The 20,115-nt window shown below is 53.8% G+C and carries 22 protein-coding genes; 15 read left to right on the top strand and 7 right to left on the bottom strand.

Annotated elements, in window-relative coordinates; translation table 11 throughout:
- Window position 1: 1 nt before the first annotated feature.
- From rlmH to lipA, 9 genes are all read left to right on the top strand, one after another.
- Window positions 2–469: a 23S rRNA (pseudouridine(1915)-N(3))-methyltransferase RlmH gene (gene rlmH / locus AC4IC4_RS05855; protein ID WP_003858701.1), complete on the top strand. Its 468-nt coding sequence runs from the start codon at window positions 2–4 to the stop codon at window positions 467–469.
- A gap of 28 nt (window positions 470–497) precedes the next feature.
- Window positions 498–2,399: a peptidoglycan DD-transpeptidase MrdA gene (gene mrdA / locus AC4IC4_RS05850; protein WP_032649564.1), complete on the top strand. Its 1,902-nt coding sequence runs from the start codon at window positions 498–500 to the stop codon at window positions 2,397–2,399.
- Between the two features lie 2 nt (window positions 2,400–2,401).
- On the top strand, window positions 2,402–3,514 hold the full coding sequence (mrdB, locus tag AC4IC4_RS05845) for a peptidoglycan glycosyltransferase MrdB (protein WP_008501037.1): 1,113 nt from the start codon (window positions 2,402–2,404) through the stop codon (window positions 3,512–3,514).
- A gap of 16 nt (window positions 3,515–3,530) precedes the next feature.
- Window positions 3,531–4,643 carry an endolytic peptidoglycan transglycosylase RlpA gene (rlpA, locus tag AC4IC4_RS05840; protein ID WP_491472343.1) on the top strand — a complete coding sequence of 371 codons (1,113 nt, stop codon included), beginning with the start codon at window positions 3,531–3,533 and terminating at the stop codon, window positions 4,641–4,643.
- Window positions 4,644–4,782: 139 nt separating this feature from the next.
- Window positions 4,783–5,994, top strand: a complete 1,212-nt coding sequence (gene dacA / locus AC4IC4_RS05835) for a D-alanyl-D-alanine carboxypeptidase DacA (protein WP_028019477.1) — start codon at window positions 4,783–4,785, stop codon at window positions 5,992–5,994.
- 106 nt (window positions 5,995–6,100) lie between these two features.
- A complete protein-coding gene (gene ybeD / locus AC4IC4_RS05830) occupies window positions 6,101–6,364 on the top strand; it encodes a DUF493 family protein YbeD (protein WP_003858718.1) in 264 nt (87 codons plus the stop codon).
- Between the two features lie 95 nt (window positions 6,365–6,459).
- Window positions 6,460–7,101: a lipoyl(octanoyl) transferase LipB gene (gene lipB / locus AC4IC4_RS05825; protein ID WP_370883998.1), complete on the top strand. Its 642-nt coding sequence runs from the start codon at window positions 6,460–6,462 to the stop codon at window positions 7,099–7,101.
- A gap of 291 nt (window positions 7,102–7,392) precedes the next feature.
- Complete coding sequence (locus tag AC4IC4_RS05820; RefSeq protein ID WP_024907013.1) at window positions 7,393–8,346, top strand: YbeF family transcriptional regulator; 954 nt, start codon at window positions 7,393–7,395, stop codon at window positions 8,344–8,346.
- A gap of 207 nt (window positions 8,347–8,553) precedes the next feature.
- Complete coding sequence (lipA, locus tag AC4IC4_RS05815; RefSeq protein ID WP_024907012.1) at window positions 8,554–9,519, top strand: lipoyl synthase; 966 nt, start codon at window positions 8,554–8,556, stop codon at window positions 9,517–9,519.
- An 83-nt stretch (window positions 9,520–9,602) separates the two neighbouring features.
- On the opposite strand, the gene tatE is transcribed toward lipA, so the two are convergent.
- Both tatE and AC4IC4_RS05805 read right to left on the bottom strand, forming a co-directional pair.
- Window positions 9,603–9,806 carry a twin-arginine translocase subunit TatE gene (gene tatE / locus AC4IC4_RS05810; RefSeq protein ID WP_023310742.1) on the bottom strand — a complete coding sequence of 68 codons (204 nt, stop codon included), beginning with the start codon at window positions 9,804–9,806 and terminating at the stop codon, window positions 9,603–9,605.
- Window positions 9,807–9,931: 125 nt separating this feature from the next.
- Window positions 9,932–10,720 carry a deaminated glutathione amidase gene (locus AC4IC4_RS05805; protein ID WP_491472342.1) on the bottom strand — a complete coding sequence of 263 codons (789 nt, stop codon included), beginning with the start codon at window positions 10,718–10,720 and terminating at the stop codon, window positions 9,932–9,934.
- 67 nt (window positions 10,721–10,787) lie between these two features.
- Between AC4IC4_RS05805 and crcB the strand changes: the two genes are divergently transcribed.
- Complete coding sequence (gene crcB, locus AC4IC4_RS05800; RefSeq protein WP_429053416.1) at window positions 10,788–11,171, top strand: fluoride efflux transporter CrcB; 384 nt, start codon at window positions 10,788–10,790, stop codon at window positions 11,169–11,171.
- 219 nt (window positions 11,172–11,390) lie between these two features.
- On the opposite strand, the gene cspE is transcribed toward crcB, so the two are convergent.
- Both cspE and pagP read right to left on the bottom strand, forming a co-directional pair.
- Window positions 11,391–11,600 carry a transcription antiterminator/RNA stability regulator CspE gene (gene cspE / locus AC4IC4_RS05795; protein WP_002439184.1) on the bottom strand — a complete coding sequence of 70 codons (210 nt, stop codon included), beginning with the start codon at window positions 11,598–11,600 and terminating at the stop codon, window positions 11,391–11,393.
- 190 nt (window positions 11,601–11,790) lie between these two features.
- A complete protein-coding gene (gene pagP, locus AC4IC4_RS05790) occupies window positions 11,791–12,408 on the bottom strand; it encodes a lipid IV(A) palmitoyltransferase PagP (protein ID WP_080350496.1) in 618 nt (205 codons plus the stop codon).
- Between the two features lie 392 nt (window positions 12,409–12,800).
- Here pagP and dcuC point away from each other — a divergent pair, with 392 nt between their 5' ends.
- Both dcuC and rna read left to right on the top strand, forming a co-directional pair.
- Window positions 12,801–14,168, top strand: coding sequence for an anaerobic C4-dicarboxylate transporter DcuC (gene dcuC / locus AC4IC4_RS05785; protein ID WP_032649567.1), 1,368 nt, complete (start codon window positions 12,801–12,803; stop codon window positions 14,166–14,168).
- Window positions 14,169–14,262: 94 nt separating this feature from the next.
- Entirely contained in the window at window positions 14,263–15,072 is an 810-nt protein-coding gene (rna, locus tag AC4IC4_RS05780) for a ribonuclease I (protein ID WP_491472341.1), read from the top strand.
- Here the strand turns inward: rna and AC4IC4_RS05775 are convergent.
- Window positions 15,066–15,683, bottom strand: a complete 618-nt coding sequence (locus tag AC4IC4_RS05775) for a flavin reductase family protein (protein WP_023310735.1) — start codon at window positions 15,681–15,683, stop codon at window positions 15,066–15,068. The genes rna and AC4IC4_RS05775 overlap by 7 nt on opposite strands.
- Window positions 15,684–15,929: 246 nt before the next feature.
- On the opposite strand from AC4IC4_RS05775, the gene rnk reads away from it, so the two are divergent.
- Together rnk and yldA are read left to right on the top strand one after the other, a co-directional pair.
- On the top strand, window positions 15,930–16,340 hold the full coding sequence (gene rnk / locus AC4IC4_RS05770) for a nucleoside diphosphate kinase regulator (RefSeq protein WP_024907006.1): 411 nt from the start codon (window positions 15,930–15,932) through the stop codon (window positions 16,338–16,340).
- 139 nt (window positions 16,341–16,479) lie between these two features.
- On the top strand, window positions 16,480–16,569 hold the full coding sequence (gene yldA, locus AC4IC4_RS05765; RefSeq protein WP_008501020.1) for a small membrane protein YldA: 90 nt from the start codon (window positions 16,480–16,482) through the stop codon (window positions 16,567–16,569).
- A 10-nt stretch (window positions 16,570–16,579) separates the two neighbouring features.
- Here yldA and AC4IC4_RS05760 read toward each other — a convergent pair whose 3' ends face one another.
- Window positions 16,580–17,818 carry a zinc-dependent alcohol dehydrogenase gene (locus AC4IC4_RS05760; RefSeq protein ID WP_491472340.1) on the bottom strand — a complete coding sequence of 413 codons (1,239 nt, stop codon included), beginning with the start codon at window positions 17,816–17,818 and terminating at the stop codon, window positions 16,580–16,582.
- A gap of 180 nt (window positions 17,819–17,998) precedes the next feature.
- On the opposite strand from AC4IC4_RS05760, the gene uspG reads away from it, so the two are divergent.
- Window positions 17,999–18,427: a universal stress protein UspG gene (uspG, locus tag AC4IC4_RS05755; protein ID WP_023310731.1), complete on the top strand. Its 429-nt coding sequence runs from the start codon at window positions 17,999–18,001 to the stop codon at window positions 18,425–18,427.
- A gap of 60 nt (window positions 18,428–18,487) precedes the next feature.
- Here the strand turns inward: uspG and ahpF are convergent, their stop codons facing one another.
- Complete coding sequence (gene ahpF / locus AC4IC4_RS05750) at window positions 18,488–20,053, bottom strand: alkyl hydroperoxide reductase subunit F (protein ID WP_090417811.1); 1,566 nt, start codon at window positions 20,051–20,053, stop codon at window positions 18,488–18,490.
- Window positions 20,054–20,115 lie beyond the last annotated feature (62 nt).

The following is a 20,115-nucleotide window of genomic DNA, read 5'->3' as shown; positions in this document are numbered from 1 at the left end:
CGTGAAGTTGCAGCTGGTCGCCGTCGGCACCAAAATGCCGGACTGGGTACAAACCGGTTTTACTGAATATCTGCGTCGTTTTCCAAAAGACATGCCGTTCGAACTGGTGGAAATTCCCGCCGGTAAGCGCGGCAAGAACGCGGATATCAAACGTATTCTCGATAAAGAGGGCGAACTGATGCTGGCTGCCGCAGGCAAAAACCGCATCGTCACCCTCGATATTCCAGGAAAACCCTGGGATACGCCGCAACTGGCGCACGAACTGGAGCGCTGGAAGCAGGATGGCCGTGACGTCAGTCTGTTGATTGGCGGTCCAGAAGGGTTATCCCCCGCCTGCAAAGCGGCGGCTGAACAAAGTTGGTCCCTCTCCGCGCTGACGCTTCCCCACCCGCTCGTTCGGGTACTGGTGGCAGAGAGCCTGTATCGCGCGTGGAGCATTACTACCAACCACCCCTATCACCGCGAGTAATGACTGACCAGGGTAGATTAAGCAGCGGATGAAACTACAGAATTCTTTTCGCGACTATACGGCTGAGTCCGCGCTGTTTGTGCGCCGGGCGCTGGTCGCCTTTACCGGGATTTTGCTGCTTACCGGCGTGCTGATCGCCAACCTTTATAATCTGCAAATTGTCCGCTTTACCGACTACCAGACGCGCTCAAACGAAAACCGTATCAAGCTGGTACCTATCGCCCCCAGCCGTGGCATTATTTACGATCGTAACGGCACGCCGCTGGCGTTAAACCGCACCATCTATCAAATCGAGATGATGCCGGAAAAAGTCGATAATGTTCAGGATACGCTGGAAGCGCTGAAAAGCGTTGTCGACCTTAACGATGACGATATCGCGGCCTTCAAAAAAGAGCGCTCCCGCTCTCACCGTTTCACCTCCATTCCGGTTAAAACCAACCTGACGGAAGTCCAGGTGGCCCGCTTTGCGGTAAACCAGTACCGCTTCCCCGGCGTGGAAGTGAAGGGTTATAAGCGTCGCTACTACCCCTACGGCTCCGCGCTGACGCATGTGATTGGCTACGTCTCCAAGATTAACGACAAAGACGTCGACCGCCTTGATAAAGACGGCAAGCTGGCAAACTACGCGGCAACGCACGATATCGGTAAGCTGGGAATCGAACGTTACTACGAAGACGTTTTGCACGGGCAAACCGGCTATGAAGAAGTTGAGGTTAACAACCGCGGCCGAGTGATCCGCCAGCTGAAAGAAGTGCCGCCTCAGGCGGGGCATGACGTCTATCTGACCCTCGACCTTAAGCTGCAGCAGTATATCGAAACCCTGCTGGCGGGCAGCCGTGCAGCCGTTGTGGTCACCGATCCTCGTACCGGCGGCATCCTGGCAATGGTTTCCATGCCTAGCTATGACCCGAACCTGTTCGTTGACGGCATTTCCAGTAAGGACTATTCCGGTCTGCTGAATGACCCGAACACGCCGCTGGTGAACCGTGCAACGCAAGGGGTTTATCCGCCGGCATCAACGGTTAAGCCGTACGTGGCGGTTTCTGCGCTGAGTGCCGGCGTCATTAACCGTAATACCAGCCTGTTTGACCCGGGCTGGTGGCAACTGCCTGGTTCAGATAAACGCTATCGTGACTGGAAAAAATGGGGCCACGGTCATCTGAACGTCACCAAATCGCTGGAAGAATCTGCGGATACCTTCTTCTATCAGGTGGCGTATGACATGGGGATCGACCGCCTGTCAGAGTGGATGAGCAAATTCGGTTACGGGCATTACACCGGCGTTGACCTTTCCGAAGAACGTTCTGGCAACATGCCAACGCGTGAATGGAAGCTGAAGCGCTTTAAAAAACCGTGGTATCAGGGTGACACCATTCCGGTGGGTATCGGCCAGGGCTACTGGACGGCAACACCGCTTCAGATGAACAAGGCCATGATGATCCTCATCAATGACGGCGTGGTAAAAGTGCCTCATCTGCTACAGAGCACGGTTGAAGACGGCAAAAAAGTGCCGTGGAACCAGCCGCACGAAGCCCCGGTGGGTGACATTCATTCCGGCTTCTGGGAAATTGCGAAAGACGGTATGTACGGCGTGGCAAACCGCCCGAACGGTACCGCGCATAAGTACTTCACCGGTACGCCGTACAAAGTGGCCGCGAAATCCGGTACTGCGCAGGTGTTCGGTCTGAAAGCCAACGAAACCTATAACGCGCACCGCATTGCTGAACGTCTGCGTGACCATAAGCTGATGACGGCGTTTGCCCCTTATGATAACCCGCAGGTCGCGGTGGCGATGATTCTGGAGAACGGCGGTGCCGGCCCAGCTGTAGGGACCATCATGCGCCAGATCCTTGACCACATTATGCTGGGTGATAACAACACCGAACTGCCGGCTGAAAACCCGGCCGCCGCTGCGGCGGAGGACCAATAATCATGACGGATAATCCAAATAAAAAATCGCTGTGGGACAAAATCCACATCGACCCAGCCATGCTGCTGATCCTGCTGGCCCTGCTGGTTTACAGCGCCCTGGTTATCTGGAGCGCCAGCGGCCAGGACATCGGCATGATGGAGCGCAAAATCGGCCAGATTGCCATGGGTCTGATCATTATGGTGGTAATGGCGCAGATCCCGCCGCGCGTCTACGAAGGCTGGGCGCCCTACCTCTACATCTTCTGTATTATTTTGCTGGTTGCGGTAGATGCGTTTGGCGCCATTTCAAAAGGGGCGCAGCGCTGGCTGGATTTGGGGATTGTCCGCTTCCAGCCTTCGGAGATTGCCAAAATCGCCGTGCCACTGATGGTGGCACGCTTTATCAACCGCGACGTCTGTCCGCCATCTCTGAAAAATACCGCTATCGCGCTGGTGCTGATTTTCCTGCCAACGCTGCTGGTTGCGGCACAGCCTGACCTGGGGACCTCAATCCTTATTGCCCTCTCCGGCCTGTTTGTCCTGTTCCTGTCGGGACTGAGCTGGCGCCTGATTGGTATCGCGGTGGTGCTGATTGCGGCGTTCATCCCTATCCTCTGGTTCTTCCTGATGCATGACTACCAGCGCCAGCGCGTCATGATGCTACTCGATCCGGAAACCGATCCGCTGGGCGCGGGCTATCATATTATTCAGTCCAAGATTGCGATTGGCTCCGGGGGCCTGCGCGGTAAAGGCTGGCTGCACGGTACGCAGTCGCAGCTGGAATTTTTACCGGAACGCCACACCGATTTTATCTTTGCTGTACTGGCGGAAGAGCTGGGGCTGGTTGGCATTCTGATACTTCTTGCGCTGTATGTCCTGCTGATCATGCGGGGATTGTGGATTGCAGCGCGTGCACAAACCACGTTTGGTCGCGTCATGGCTGGCGGGTTGATGCTGATTTTATTCGTTTATGTCTTCGTAAATATTGGTATGGTGAGTGGTATTCTGCCGGTGGTAGGCGTACCGCTGCCGCTGGTGAGTTACGGAGGCTCAGCACTGATCGTGTTGATGGCCGGGTTTGGTATCGTGATGTCGATCCATACCCACAGAAAAATGTTGTCAAAAAGCGTATAAAAATAAGGGGATCGGAATGCGTAAGCAGTGGCTGGGGATCTGCATCGCGGCAAGTTTACTTGCGGCCTGCACAAGTGATGATGGTCAGCAACAGGCAACCGTCGCGCCGCCGCAGCCTGCGGTGTGTAATGGCCCGATCGTTGAAATCAGCGGTGCCGATCCCGTTTATGAACCGCTGAATGCCAGTGCCAATCAGGATTACGAGCGCGACGGCAAAAGCTATAAAATTGTTCAGGATCCTTCCCGTTTCAGTCAGGCAGGCTTTGCCGCCATTTATGATGCCGAGCCAGGCAGTAACCTGACGGCTTCCGGGGAGGCGTTCGACCCAATGCAACTGACGGCGGCACACCCAACGCTGCCGATTCCGAGCTACGCCCGTATCACCAACCTGGCGAATGGCCGCATGATTGTCGTGCGTATCAACGACCGCGGCCCGTACGGGAATGACCGGGTGATCTCCCTCTCGCGCGCGTCTGCCGATCGCCTGAACACCTCCAACAACACCAAAGTCCGTATTGACCCGATTATCGTCGCGCAGGATGGTTCGCTCTCCGGACCGGGTACCGCGTGTACAACGGTGGCGAAACAGACCTATGCCCTTCCTGACCGCCCAAATCTTGACGGCGGAATGGGAAGCGTCTCGTCTCCGGCAGAGCCTGCTCAGCCGGGAGGAGAAATACGCCCGATCAGCAATGACACGCTGCAAAGCGAGGATGCTACCGGCGCGCCGGTAAAGAGTAGCGGCTTTCTTGGCGCACCGACGACCTTAGCCGCGGGCGTGCTGGAAGGCAGTGAACCCACTCCAGCCCCTGCCCCCGTCGCTGCGCCAGCGACCCAGCCGGCTCCCGTAACGGCGCCAGCGGCCACGCGAAGTGCGGCGGTGGCGGCTCCAGCAGCGGCCAGCGGAAGCTATGTGGTTCAGGTAGGCGCAGTGAGCGATCAGGCACGGGCCAAACAGTATCAACAGCGTCTGAGCCAGCAGTTTGGCGTACCAGGACGCGTTGAGCAGAACGGCGCGGTCTGGCGCATTCAGATGGGACCGTTTGCCAGCAAATCGCAGGCAGCCTCCCTGCAGCAGCGTCTGCAGAATGAAGCTCAACTTCAGTCATTTATCGCTGTTGCGAAATAATTAACCGGCGGTATCCGAATTGTCAGTTAGTGTAAAACACATTCACAAACTCATGCTTAAAGTCGGATGCCTGCCTGAATAGCATTTGCTATAGTAAGGCACTTTTTTTAATTCCATCACGGATGTCGTAGTTCTGACCATGAAGACCACTTTTTCTGCTCGTTTTGTGCAGCGCATGGCGCTGACCACGGCCCTTTGCGCGACTGCGCTCTCCGCAGCTCACGCCGATGACCTGAATATCAAGACCATGATCCCTGGCGTTCCGCAAATCGATGCGGAATCCTACATCCTGATCGATTACAACTCTGGCAAAGTGCTGGCAGAACAGAATGCCGATGCCCGCCGTGATCCGGCCAGCCTGACCAAAATGATGACCAGCTACGTTATCGGCCAGGCGATGAAGGCAGGTAAATTCAAAGAATCGGATCTGGTCACCATCGGTAACGATGCGTGGGCAACCGGGAACCCTGTCTTCAAAGGTTCCTCTCTGATGTTCCTGAAGCCGGGTATGCAGGTTCCTGTTTCCCAGCTGATTCGTGGTATCAACCTGCAGTCGGGTAACGATGCCTGCGTGGCGATGGCCGATTTCGCCGCCGGTAGCCAGGATGCCTTCGTGGGTCTGATGAACAGCTACGTTACCGCGCTGGGTCTGAAAAACAGCCACTTCCAGACCGTACACGGCCTGGACGCAGACGGTCAGTACAGCTCCGCACGTGATATGGCCCTGATTGGTCAGGCGCTGATCCGCGATGTCCCTAACGAATACTCTATCTACAAAGAAAAAGAGTTCACCTTCAACGGTATTCGTCAGACCAACCGTAACGGCCTGCTGTGGGATAACAGCCTGAACGTTGACGGCATTAAAACTGGCCACACCGACAAAGCGGGCTACAACCTGGTGGCCTCTGCTACTGAAGGTCAGATGCGTCTGATCTCTGCCGTGATGGGCGGCCGCACCTTTAAAGGTCGTGAAACAGAAAGCAAGAAGCTGCTGACCTGGGGCTTCCGTTTCTTCGAAACCGTGAATCCACTGAAAGCAGGCAAAGAGTTTGCGTCTGAACCCGTCTGGTTCGGTGACAACGACCGTGCTTCTCTCGGCGTTGATAAAGACCTCTACCTGACCATTCCGCGCGGTCGTATGAAGGATCTGAAAGCCAGCTACGTGCTGAACAGCACCGAGCTGCACGCTCCACTGCAGAAAAACCAGGTTGTAGGCACGATCAACTTCCAGCTGGATGGAAAAACGATCGATCAGCGTCCGCTGGTTGTCCTGCAAGAAATTCCTGAAGGCAATTTCTTCGGCAAAATCATTGATTACATTAAATTGATGTTCCACCACTGGTTTGGTTAAAAATTGAACACTTGAAAGTGTGATTTTGATCCCCATATACTAAGTATCCTGATAACTCCCACCTGACGTGGGAGTTATTATTTTTTGACGTTACGCCGGAGCTGACATGAAAACCAAACTTAACGAACTGCTTGAATTCCCTACCCCATTTACCTACAAAGTAATGGGTCTGGCGAAACCTGAGCTGGTTGATCAGGTGGTTGAAGTGGTACAGCGCCATGCGCCGGGTGACTACTCTCCGTCAGTAAAACCAAGCAGCAAGGGCAACTACCACTCGGTTTCTATCACCATCACTGCGACACACATTGAGCAGGTTGAGACGCTGTACGAAGAGCTCGGCAATATCGAAATCGTTCGTATGGTACTGTAGTCCCTTTGCGGTTACCCGGTTTGCCGGGTAACCCTTCTCCCCGCTGTGATATACTCCCCCCACACCTTTTGTCCCTCGTCTTCGGAGACGCAGTTTTGTATCAGGATAAAATTCTGGTCCGTCACCTCGGGCTGCAACCTTATGAGCCTGTCTCCCAGGCCATGCATGACTTCACCGATTCACGCGATGACAACACCCCAGATGAAATCTGGCTGGTCGAACACCTGCCGGTGTTCACGCAGGGTCAGGCGGGTAAAGCAGAACATCTATTAATGACGGGAGATATCCCGGTTATTCAGAGCGATCGCGGCGGTCAGGTCACGTACCATGGGCCCGGGCAGCAGGTGATGTACGTCCTGCTCAATCTGAAGCGCAGAAAGCTGGGCGTGCGTGAACTGGTCACTTTACTGGAACAAACCGTCGTCAACACGCTGGCGGAATATGGTATTGACGCGCATCCGCGTGCCGATGCGCCGGGCGTTTACGTTGGGGAAATGAAGATCTGCTCCCTGGGGCTGCGTATTCGAAAAGGCTGCTCATTCCATGGCCTGGCATTGAATATTAATATGGATCTCGCGCCGTTCCAGCGCATAAACCCCTGCGGCTACGCCGGCATGGAAATGACGCAAATGCGCCAGTGGGTAGAAGCCGCTACGCCCGAACATATTCGTCCCGTGCTTTTGAAGAACGTGTTAGCGCTACTTAACAATCCCCCACACGAATATATCCCTGCTTAATATATCGTACAACAGGGCTCGATAATTTGACGGGCCACTGTTTATTTACCGCTTTTGCACTTTACAATAAACCACAGATTCTATATTTTCGAAGCGCCCGAATATTACCGCTACATATTATTTAGCCTCCAGCAAGCTCGGCAAACACGGCATAAGTAACGTGAGCAATTATCACACAACTGTTTGCTTTTGATAAACAAGTGAAACAGAACCAACACTTTACGAATCTCTACAAGCATAATAAATAAATTCAACTATCATTCATATTGTGAATGTATACGGGGTGAAAGCGTGGAGTATAATAATTTACCAGCCAAACGACTGAATGAACCTGGTGGCGAAGACAAGCCGCAAATTTTTCGGACTTTACGTAATATTGATCTCAATTTACTGACTATTTTTGAGGCAGTATATGTCCATAAAGGTATCGTTAACGCTGCGAAAATTCTTAATCTCACGCCATCAGCAATAAGTCAGTCAATCCAAAAGCTACGCGCTATATTTCCTGACCCGTTATTTATCCGTAAGGGCCAGGGGGTAACGCCGACGGCTTACGCCACGCATCTCCACGAGTACATCAGCCAGGGGCTGGAGTCGATTCTGGGCGCACTGGATTTAACCGGGAGCTATGATAAGCAGAGAACCATCACCATCGGCTGCTCCCCTTCTGTGGGTGTGCTGGTGATGCCGGCGATCTTCCAGGCCGTGAAAGAGCATGCTCCGCAGCTCCTGCTTCGCAATGTGCCGCTCAATGAACCTGACATTCAGCTTGCCCAGTTCCAGACGGACCTGATTATTGAAAGCGGCAGCTTCAGTGCCAGAGCGCTGGGTCAAAATGTGCTCTATTCGGATAACCTGGTGCTGGTTTGCCGGCAGCAGCATCCGGTTCTCAGCGAACCGCTGACCATCGAAAACCTGCGCAACTACGACCACTCGTCTTTCATGACCGAAGGGCAGTCTAACCACGCCCTTCGTCAGCGTATTGATGAAATTTTCCCGGAACGTCAGATCAGCTTCAGCAGTTACAATATGTTTACCACCGCATCGCTGATCGGCAGCAGCGATATGCTGTGCGTTATGCCATCGCGCCTGTACAGCCTGCTACAAAAATGCTGGCCGCTGGAGAGCATTCCACTCAGTCAGCTTAATGCGGAATCAATCGAGATTTCACTGCATTACAACAAGCTGAGTTTACGCGACCCGGTTCTGGAAAACGTCATCCGTATTATCCGTCAGGCCTTCTGACAGGTTTAGCCAGCACAAGACCCTGCACCAGGCAGGGCGAAAGGCACAAAACAACAACTATTTTACAAATTGGCGATCTGGCAGGCTGCTTTAACGACCGTTTCAATGATATACTGCCTGTCGTTCGTTCAAAAATAGTTGATAAATACAACATTCCCTTGAATTGAAACGCTTTCCTTCGATATTCGCAACTGGAACACGCACGCTATGAGTAAACCCATTGTGATGGAACGCGGTGTTAAATACCGCGATGCCGATAAAATGGCCCTTATCCCGGTTAAAAACGTGGCTACAGAGCGCGAGGCGCTGTTAAGAAAACCGGAATGGATGAAAATCAAACTTCCGGCCGACTCTTCGCGTATCCAGGGGATCAAAGCGGCGATGCGCAAGAATGGCCTTCACTCCGTGTGTGAAGAAGCCTCTTGTCCGAACCTTGCTGAATGTTTCAATCACGGTACCGCGACGTTTATGATTCTGGGTGCTATCTGTACCCGCCGCTGCCCGTTCTGCGATGTTGCTCATGGCCGTCCAGTCGCACCTGATGCTAACGAACCCCAGAAACTGGCGCAGACCATTGCCGACATGGCGCTACGCTATGTGGTTATCACCTCCGTTGACCGTGACGATCTGCGTGACGGTGGTGCTCAGCACTTCGCCGACTGTATTACGGCCATTCGCGAGAAAAGCCCTAACATCAAAATCGAGACGCTGGTGCCTGACTTCCGTGGCCGTATGGACCGCGCGCTGGATATCCTGACCGCAACGCCGCCAGATGTGTTTAACCACAACCTGGAGAACGTGCCGCGTCTCTACCGTCAGGTCCGCCCGGGCGCTGACTATAACTGGTCTCTGAAACTGCTGGAGCGTTTCAAAGAAGCGCATCCGCATATTCCGACCAAGTCTGGTCTGATGGTGGGGCTGGGTGAAACCAATGAGGAAATCATTGAGGTGATGCGCGATCTTCGCCGCCACGGTGTGACCATGTTGACCCTGGGGCAGTATCTGCAGCCAAGCCGTCACCACCTGCCGGTACAGCGCTACGTTAGCCCGGACGAGTTCGATGAAATGAAAGCCGAAGCGATGGCGATGGGCTTCACCCACGCAGCCTGCGGCCCGTTCGTTCGCTCCTCATACCACGCCGATATGCAGGCAAAAGGCGAAGAAGTTAAATAATGCTGTAATATTCTTTTACAGTAATACAAAAAAACCGGCCTCATGAGCCGGTTTTTTTTTTCGCAAGCCCTCAGGCGTTGCTGTCACTCTTTGTGAGAAAGCTTGTCTGCCGGGACGTCATCCTCGGCGCTTTTCTTCGCCGCTGCATCATCGTCGTTCATCGCTTTCTTAAAGCCTTTGATGGCAGCCCCCAGGTCACCACCCAGCGTGCGTAACTTCTTGGTACCAAACAGCAGGACGACCAGTGCGGCAACCACCAGCAGTTTGGTAATACTAATCTCACCCATAGATACCTTCTTTACTTAAAACAGGCTGCATTCAGCGCCAAAACCTGATTGTATTAACGGTCATTTAGCGCGTGCACACAATAGCAATCTGTAACAAGGTGAATCAAGCATTGTTGAAAAAAACATCACAATAATTGCGGTGGCGCAAACCGACGATTGCGAAGAACAGGTAGTTGCTGACGTGCAAGCGTAATTCTGCCTACATTTATCTCCGCCACCAGCAAATCGGGCGCTTCCGCAGCGGCGGCGATCGTCACTCCCAGCGGATCGACCACCCTGCTTTGCCCGATGTTTTTCGTGCCGCATTCACCTGCGGCAACGACATAGCAGGTGGTATCCAGCGCGCGTGCCGCCAGCAGCGTTGCCCAGTGGTGCTCTTTCAACGGCCCGCGAACCCACGCTGCAGGCAGTACCAGCACGTCCGCTCCCTGTAGCGCCAGATGGAGCGCCAGTTCCGGAAAACGCAGGTCATAGCAGGTCATCAACCCAACCTTAAGTCCGTCAATCTCCAGAAGCGGTGGGATACTGTCTCCGGGGTCAACGCGCCGCGACTCCTGAATGCTGAACGCATCATAGAGATGGAGCTTGGCGTAGCGGGCGATAATAGCCCCGCCACGAATCGCCACCAGCGTATTCACTGCACGGCCCGGCGTGGAGGGGACATGGATCGTTAAGATCGTCGTCATCGTATTGCCCACGCTCTGGGCGAGCAGTTGCTGCAAGAATTCGCCGTCCAGAGACTGCGCGGACTTCACCGATAAATCCGGGTCATTATCATCCCTGGCCAGCAGCGCTTCGGGGAGAACCAGTAGCGACGCGCCTTTCTGCCGGGCCTGCTTCATCAGGTTGACGCACGTGAGCGCATTTTCATGCCAGTCAGGCGTGACCGCAAATTGCCCTACCGCAACATACATATTTGTCCCCTCATCATAAACGGCGTTAAACTCGCTTCTCTTACACATCAAATAGCAGGTATTTAGCGTGTTACAACTACTTTTAGCCGTTTTTATTGGTGGGGGAACGGGTAGCGTTGCGCGATGGTTTCTGAGTATGCGGTTTAATCCTCTGCATCAGGCGATTCCGATGGGGACACTGGCCGCTAACCTGATTGGTGCCTTTATCATTGGCATGGGTCTGGCCTGGTTTAACCGAATGACGCACATCGACCCGATGTGGAAGGTCCTGATTACGACGGGTTTCTGCGGCGGGTTAACCACCTTCTCGACGTTCTCCGCAGAAGTCGTGTTTCTCTTTCAGGAAGGCCGTATCGGCTGGGCACTCGCGAACATCGCGATTAACATGCTCGGCTCGTTTGCGATGACGGGGATCGCATTTTGGCTCTTTTCCACCGCAAGCACGCATTAACTGTCGAACCGTTAATGTTGGCTTAATTTTTCTCTGTCACTCTGAGTGCAGTACTGAACGAGGGTGACAGAATGAAACAGAGTCTGATGAGCGCAGGCATGGTGTTGTTGAGCGTGCTGATCGTTGCCAGCTTCCTGAAAATGTATCTGCTTGGCTGATTCAAAACGAAAAAAACCCGCTCAGGGAGCGGGTTTTGAAATTCTTGCTGACGCGTCTGAATTACAGAGCGATTACGTTAGCAGCAGAAGGGCCTTTGGCACCGTTAGTGATTTCGAACTCTACACGCTGACCTTCAGCCAGAGTTTTGAAACCATTAGACTGGATTGCAGAGAAGTGTACGAACACGTCTTTGCTGCCATCTTCAGGAGTAATGAAACCGAATCCTTTGGACTCATTAAACCACTTAACGTTACCTTTAATCTTAGACATCAAAATTACCTTTACATTAAAAAACGACACAAATGCTGTGTCGGTTACCAGTACATCAATTGTGGGACCTTTTGTCCAGCGGATCTTTGATAAAAAGTGACTAAAGTCGCGTTAATTTTCACTGGCAGATTTTTATCGTTTATGAATCAACGCCTGCGCGTTTTTTCACCACTATGTAACGTTTTGTCAGTTAAAACTGAAAACGCATCCAGGCGAAGTAAACGTTTCCGTTGTTGTACGTACCCGGGATGTAGGTCATCTGGAACGTTGCGGGGCCGTAGCCAATAGAGGCCAAAGGCAGCAGCACCGGGATCGGGATGTAGTTCCAGTTGTCACGTGCAGTGACCCCGGCGGTATAGCCCAAACCGACGTGGAAGTTCTCGTCCGCTAGCGGACGCCAGGTTTTCTCCCAACCATACCCCCCAATCGGCTCCCATTTATTAAACGAGTCTTTGAAGGCCATCAGATAGATGCCATGCCAGTTTCCCTTTTCGTCCCAGCGAGACTGACCAAAACCCGCGCCCCACGGACGCTCGTTGTATTTATCGGTTTTCTCTTTGTCGTAAGCAAAACGCGCATGCCACGTTATTGCCGGAACATAGAGATCATAATGTTCAGGTGCCGTCCAGGTCTGGGAAACATTATCCGTAAAGGTGGAGAACCAGCCTTTGTCCGTCGCGTTGCCTTCTGCCTGTGCAACAGAAGAAAACGTTAACTGCCCAAAAATAAACAACAAAACAGAGAAAAATGTATTACGTACGATCACAATGCAATTACCATTCTTAGTATTCGAGGCAAAGTTTACCATAAAATAGTTGAATCAAGGCTTAACGGCATCGGCGTTATTCCTAATTATTCGACCATTTTGCGGGAATATTCTTAAAGAAATCGGGGGATATGCTCGAATAAGCCCACAAGAGGTGTGACTTTTCCCATTTAGTGTTCGTAATCAGTGACATGCAAAACCATACAAAACATTAACAATTTGTTATCATTATTGGGACACATTGCGCTATTTCTGACGGTCAAGACCCTCATGGTATAAATGTATGGGCCATGGCAAAAACACGCTTGTTCTGTTCTCTAGTCGTCTGTTTATTGATTTTAATCAGCAAGAACAGGCCATTTATTCGGCACATTTCATCCTTCTTTTTTTATTGATTTTTTGTGCTCCATTGCAGCAGAGATACAGGGGAAATCATGCTTACGCTATTCGAACTCCTTATTGGAGTCGTCGTCATTGTCGGCGTCGCGCGCTACATCATTAAAGGCTACTCGGCCACGGGCGTATTATTTGTTGGCGGTTTAACGCTGTTGATTATCAGCGCACTGATGGGGCACCAGGTGTTACCTGCCAGCGCCACGAGCACCGGTTACACCGCTACAGATATTGTTGAATACATTAAAATATTGCTCATGAGCCGCGGCGGCGATCTGGGCATGATGATCATGATGCTGTGTGGTTTTGCGGCCTACATGACCCACATCGGCGCCAACGACATGGTCGTTAAACTTGCCTCCAAACCCCTGCAGTACATTAACTCGCCGTATCTGCTGATGGTCGCCGCCTATTTCCTCGCCTGCCTGATGTCGCTGGCCGTTTCGTCGGCTACCGGACTTGGCGTACTGCTGATGGCGACGCTGTTCCCGGTCATGGTGAACGTCGGTATCAGCCGCGGCGCGGCCGCAGCCATTTGCGCGTCTCCGGCAGCGATTATTCTCTCCCCGACCTCCGGTGACGTCGTGCTGGCGGCAAAGGCGGCGGAGATGTCGCTCATCGACTTCGCCTTTAAAACCACGCTGCCGATCTCCATTGTTGCCATTGTCGGCATGGGTATCGCGCATTTCTTCTGGCAGCGCTATCTCGATAAGAAAGAAAACATCAGCCATGAAATGATGGACGTGAGTGAAATCACCACCACCGCTCCCGCGTTTTATGCCATTCTGCCCTTCACGCCGATTATCGGGGTGCTGATTTTTGACGGCAAATGGGGTCCACAGCTGCACATCATCACCATTCTGGTTATCTGCATGCTGCTGGCTGCCGTGCTGGAATTTGTGCGTGGTTTTAATACGCAAAAGGTGTTCTCGGGTCTGGAAGTTGCCTATCGCGGTATGGCGGATGCCTTCGCTGGCGTGGTGATGCTGCTGGTGGCAGCGGGCGTTTTTGCCCAGGGTCTGAGCACCATCGGCTTTATCCAGAGCCTGATCTCGATCGCCACCTCGTTCGGATCGGCCAGTATTATCCTGATGCTGGTTCTGGTGGTGCTCACCATGCTGGCGGCGATGACCACGGGCTCCGGTAATGCGCCTTTCTACGCTTTCGTTGAGATGATCCCGAAACTGGCACACTCCTCCGGTATTAACCCGGCCTATCTCTCCATACCCATGCTGCAAGCGTCAAACCTGGGCCGTACCATCTCCCCGGTATCAGGCGTGGTGGTCGCCGTTGCCGGGATGGCGAAAATCTCACCATTCGAAGTGGTAAAACGTACCTCAGTGCCAGTGATGGTTGGCCTGATTATCGTGATTATCGCCACGGAAGTGCTGGTTCCCGGCGCGGCCTAAGCTAAATTAGGGATATCCAAAAAGCGCCTGCGGGCGCTTTTTATGCTTTAATAACCCTCAGAAATTAATCACGCTCATTCGATCAGGAAATCATATGTTCAGGAAGGATATCGTCATCCCGTCTGGCGCACTGGCGCTTGCACTCTGTATCTTCTCCGCACAGGCGGAACCGCTGAAGGCAACCCAGTATGGCGATTTCGATCGCTATGTGCTGGCTTTGTCCTGGCAAACCGGGTTTTGCCAGAGCATGGTTGAGCGCAACCGTAATGAACCTGACGAATGTCGCCTGCAAAAAGAGCGCGAGAATAAAGCCGATTTTCTGACCGTTCACGGGTTATGGCCCGGCCTGCCGAAATCTATTGCCTCACGCGGCGTGGATGACCGTCGATGGATGCGTTTTGGCTGCGCCACACGCCCCATTCCGAACATGCCGGAAGTGAAGGCCAGCCGCAAATGCGATGCCGCCGAAACCGGACTGTCGCTTTCCGCTGCCGCAAAGCTCAATGACGTGATGCCGGGCGCGGGCGGGAATTCCTGCCTGGAACGCTACGAATATGCCAAACATGGCGTCTGCTTTGGTTTTGACCCGGATGCCTATTTCGGCACGATGGTGCGGATGAATCAGGAAGTTAAAAACAGTGCGGTCGGAAAATTCCTCGCCGATAACTACGGGAAATCCGTCAATCGTAGTGATTTTGACAGTGCCGTGGCCAAAAGCTGGGGCAACGAGAACGTCAAAGCGTTCAAGCTGACCTGCAACGGCAATCCGGCGTATCTCACCGAGATGCAGGTTTCGCTGAAGGCAAACGCCATTAACAACCCGCTTTCTGCGACCTCGTTTGCCCCGCAGCCACATCCGGGTAACTGCGGAAGCCAATTCGTGATTGATAAAGCCGGTTACTGATCCGCGCCCGGGCGCACCATATCAAACCGGTTTTCATCGCTGATGCCATAGTACGCCGTCGGCCCACCCGCACGCAGGATGGGCTGCGCTTTCGCCGTCTGGTATATCCCCTCTTCCAGCAGCGTTTCGGCAATATGGATACCGACCACTTCCCCCAGCACCAGCCACGTGTCCACCGGCGTACCATCGGCACCGGTAAGCTGAATGCACTGCGACAGTCGACACTCAAAATTCACCGGGCTTTCTGCAACGCGTGGGGCGTTAACCAGCTGGCTGGCCGCTGGCGTGAGTCCGGCAAAGCTAAATTCATCCCGATCGTGGGGAAGCATCGCTGAGGTTTGGTTCATCGCCTGGGCAAGATCGCGCGTCGCCAGATTCCAGACAAACTCTTTTGTCTCAGTAATATTACGCACGCTGTCCTTCCAGCCGTTGCTGGAAAAGCCGATGATCGGTGGGCGATAGTTAAAGCAGTTAAAGAAGCTGTACGGCGCAAGGTTCAGCTGACCGGCCTTATCGCATGAGGAGATCCAGCCGATCGGACGTGGACCAATAATGGCGTTCAGCGGATCGTGCGGCAGGCCGTGTCCCTGAGACGGTTGATAGAAGTACATAGTGCTCTCTCGTTGGCGGGCAACGCCCGGATTCAGGACACTCAGCGTAACGTATTCCGCCAGGAATGAAGACTGAATAAATTTCAGCGAAAATTCATATGGACCATGAATGTGACTTTCATCACTTCAAACTTGCGCGCTCAGCCAGTATTATCGGGAGAGTTAAACCCTCGCTGCCAGACGGCGAGGGTTTTCTTTTGGATCAGTTTCTGCGTTAGACGCAGCATTAACGACATGGAGTAAAAAATGTCCAGACCTACCATTATCATCAATGAGCTCGACGCAGAACGTATCGACAGGCTGCTGGAAAAAGCGGAGTTCGCCTCGCTCCCCGTGGCCGACGCCCTGAATGAAGAACTCGACCGGGCACAGATGTGCACGCCTGAGACGATGCCGCATGACGTAGTCACCATGAACAGCCAGGTGAAATTCCGCAATCTGACCACCGGTGAAGAGCTGACCCGCACGCTGGTTTACCCGGCGCAGATGACCGACAGCAGCGCACAGCTTTCTGTGCTTGCGCCTGTGGGTGCCGCACTGCTGGGACTGCGTACGGGGGATACGATCCACTGGGAATTGCCGGGCGGCGCTTCGACCCATCTGGAAGTGCTGGAGCTGCTCTACCAGCCAGAAGCTGCAGGCGATTACCTGCGTTAATCTCTTCTGAATAAGCGCCTACCCGCTTTGCACAGAGGATGCCACCGCATCCTCTTTCCGCAAATTCACACGATTTTCCTATACCGCGCAAAATGGCCTTAATCCACGCTTAATCTGTTTTGGTGCCGCGGGGACGGTCATGAGTGAGATAGGCGTTATCACACTTATCTTTCTGATTTTTGTGGCGATTATCGTCACGGCCGTGCTCTATCTTGAACGCCACTGGTAAGCGAACATTTTCAGGCCACCCCACCCGGGAAGGCATTCACCAGGCCCTTAACGGTCTGCTCTGCGGCTTCGGGGGTCTCTGCGCCCGGGACCAGAATCACCTTCCGGCACTCCTCCTCCCGTTTTTCGAAAATCTTATAGGCGCGTTCCGCATCCGAAAGGGGGAGATAATGGGTCACGATCTCTTCCGGCGTAAGCAGCCCTTTTTCGATCAGCGGTAACAGTTCACCCAGCCAGGCATGGACGTGCGTCTGACCCATCTTAAACGTCAGCCCCTTATCAAAGGCATCGCCAAACAGGAAGCCATGGATAAACCCGGCGTACACGCCGGGTACGCTAACCACCCCACCGCGCCGCACGGCAGCAATGCATTGACGCAACGCTTTGCCGCTGCTGCCTTCAATTTTAAGATTGCTGAGGATCGTTTCCGTGGTGCTGCCTTTCGCTTCAAACCCGACCGCATCAATCACGGCGTCAACGCCGCGCTGGCCCGCTGTCTGCTCGATGATTTTTTCCGCGGCGTCGTTGTCATCATCAAAGTTGATGGGAATTGCGCCGTAACGGGCCTCGGCAAATCGCAACCGGTACGGGTGGTGATCGATAACAAAGATCTGCTCAGCCCCCAGCAGCCGCGCGCAGGCAATGGTCAGTAGCCCCACCGGCCCGGCGCCGAAAACGGCTACGCTTGAACCTTTTGCAATCAGCGCATTTTTTGCCGCCTGCCAGGCCGTGGGCAAAATGTCGGAAAGGAAAAGTGCTTTATCATCAGAAAGAAGCTGCGGGACTTTAAACGGTCCGACGTTCCCCTTCGGCACGCGAACGTATTCCGCCTGTCCCCCCGGTACACCGCCGTAGAGGTGGCTATAGCCAAACAGCGCGGCCGGCGCGGGGATTTGCTTTTTGTTCAGCGCGGCGCCCTGCCCGGCATTGGTATTCTCACAGGCCGCGTATTGCTGCAGACGACAGAAGAAACAGTCCCCGCAGGCGATGACAAAGGGGATCACCACGCGATCGCCTTTTTGCAAATTCTTTACCTCTGCACCGCACTCGACGATTTCCCCCATAAACTCATGGCCAAAAATATCGCCGTGCTGCACCTTCGGGATCTTTCCGCGATAGAGATGCAAATCGGAGCCGCAGATCGCCGTGGCCGTGACGCGCAGAATGATATCGTCGGGCTGTTCGATGATGGGGTCAGGGACATTCTCGACGCGAACATGGTGTGGACCGTGATACGTAAGTGCTTTCATGCGACCTCCGAAAGGTTCCAGGTAAGTCTATAAGGGTAGCTACCCCTGAAGGTCTGCCCCGTAATACGGTTCTTTTGAGATTTATCCTGGCGAGATAAGAAAACTGACGGGGCGCTTACAGAAACCATTAATATTTTGTGGTTGAATAAGTACAGCGTTTATAAACAAGGAGAAACGGGTATGTATCAGAGAATCATTATGCCGGTTGATGTTTTTGAGATGGAGTTGAGCGACAAGGCCGTTCGCCACGCGGAGTTCCTGGCGCAGCAGGACGGTGTCATCCATCTGTTGCACGTGCTCCCGGGCTCAGCCAGCCTGAGCCTGCACCGCTTCGCTGCCGATGTGCGCCGCTTCGAGGAGCATTTGCAGCATGAAGCGGAAACGCGTCTGCAAACCATGGTCAGCCACTTCAGTATTGACCCTTCACGGATCAAAACGCACGTCAGATTCGGCAGCGTACGTGATGCGGTAAATGAACTGGCGAACGAGTTGAAAGCAGACGTGGTGGTCATCGGTTCGCGCAACCCTTCCATTACCACACATCTGCTGGGCTCTAACGCCTCCAGCGTGATCCGCCACACACACATACCGGTGATGGTCGTCAGATAAAAAAAGAGGCCACCTTTCGGTGGCCTCTCGCTATTGCAGGTATCGTCTTACTTTCTTTTCTTATGCGGTTTTGGTGCGAATCAGATAGTCAAACGAACTCAGCGACGCCTTCGCCCCTTCGCCCGTGGCGATGATGATCTGTTTGTACGGCACGGTAGTACAGTCACCCGCCGCAAACACGCCCTTCACGCTGGTTTCACACTTCGCATCGATGATGATTTCGCCCATGCGGTTGCGCTCAATCGCGCCTTCCAGCCAGGTGGTGTTTGGCAGCAGACCAATCTGCACGAAGATCCCTGAAAGCTGAACGCTGTGAACGTCGCCGCTCACGCGGTCGCGGTATTCCAGACCGGTCACCTTGCTGCCGTCGCCCTTCACTTCCGTGGTCTGCGCGTTAAGGACGATGTCGACGTTTTTCAGGCTGCGCACTTTATCCTGCAGAACCTGGTCGGCCTTCATCTCTGGTGCGAACTCCAGAAGGGTGACGTGTTCAACAATCCCCGCCAGGTCGATAGCCGCTTCCACGCCGGAGTTACCTCCGCCGATCACCGCCACGCGTTTACCTTTAAACAGCGGGCCGTCGCAGTGCGGGCAGTAGGTCACGCCTTTGGTGCGATACTGATCTTCACCCGGGACGTTCATGTTGCGCCATTTCGCACCGGTGGCAATGATAATGCTGCGCGCTTTCAGCACCGCGCCGGACGCGGTTTCAATGTGGTGTAAACCACCCTCAACCGCAGCAGGTACCAGCCTGCTGGCGCTCTGGCTGTCGATCACGTCCACGTCGTAGTCGCTGACGTGCGCCTTCAGCGCCCCCGCCAGCTTCTGACCTTCGGTTTTCGGCACGGAGATATAGTTTTCAATGTCCACGGTATCCAGTACCTGGCCACCGAAACGCTCGCCCATCAGGCCAGTGCGGATCCCTTTACGCGCGGAGTACACTGCCGCCGCCGCGCCCGCCGGACCGGAACCGACGATCAGCACGTCGTAGGCATCGCGTTTGTTCAGCGCTTCTGCGGCACGTTTTTCGGCACCGGTATCCACTTTGGCGACGATTTCCGTCAGCGTCATACGACCCTGACCGAATTCCTGACCGTTCAGATACACCGCCGGAACGCCCATCACGTTGCGATCGGTGATTTCATTCTGGAAGGTACCGCCGTCAATCGCCGTGTGCTTAATGCGCGGGTTCAGGACCGACATCAGGTTCAGCGCCTGCACCACGTCCGGGCAGTTATGGCAAGAGAGCGAGTAATAAGTTTCAAACTCGAAATCGCCGTCGATATCGCGGATCTGCTCCAGCAGCGCCTGCGCCTCTTTCGACGGATGACCACCGGTCCACAGCAGCGCCAGCACCAGCGAGGTAAATTCGTGACCCAGCGGCGAGCCGGCAAAGCGCGGCCCCAGCTCAGAGCCTGGGTTAGTAATCAGGAAAGAAGGCTTACGGACGTTAAGCGAGTTATCTTCTTTGAAGGTCACTTTTGGCGACAGTTCGGCGATCTCAGCCAGCAGTTCCTTGATCTCTGCCGATTTCGCGCTGTCGTCCAGCGTGGCAATCAGCTCAACGGGTTTGGTCAGTTTCTCAAGATAGGCCTTGAGCTGGGTTTTCATATTAGTGTCGAGCATTATTCTTCCCTCTCTTAAAACGTCATCATGCAAGCTGCCTTTAACGGGCGGCCTGAATGCAA

Source organism: Enterobacter sp. Taxon_2 (assembly GCF_058355295.1).
The sequence above is the reverse complement of the archived record's forward strand: the minus strand, read 5'-3'. Positions and strand labels throughout refer to the sequence as shown.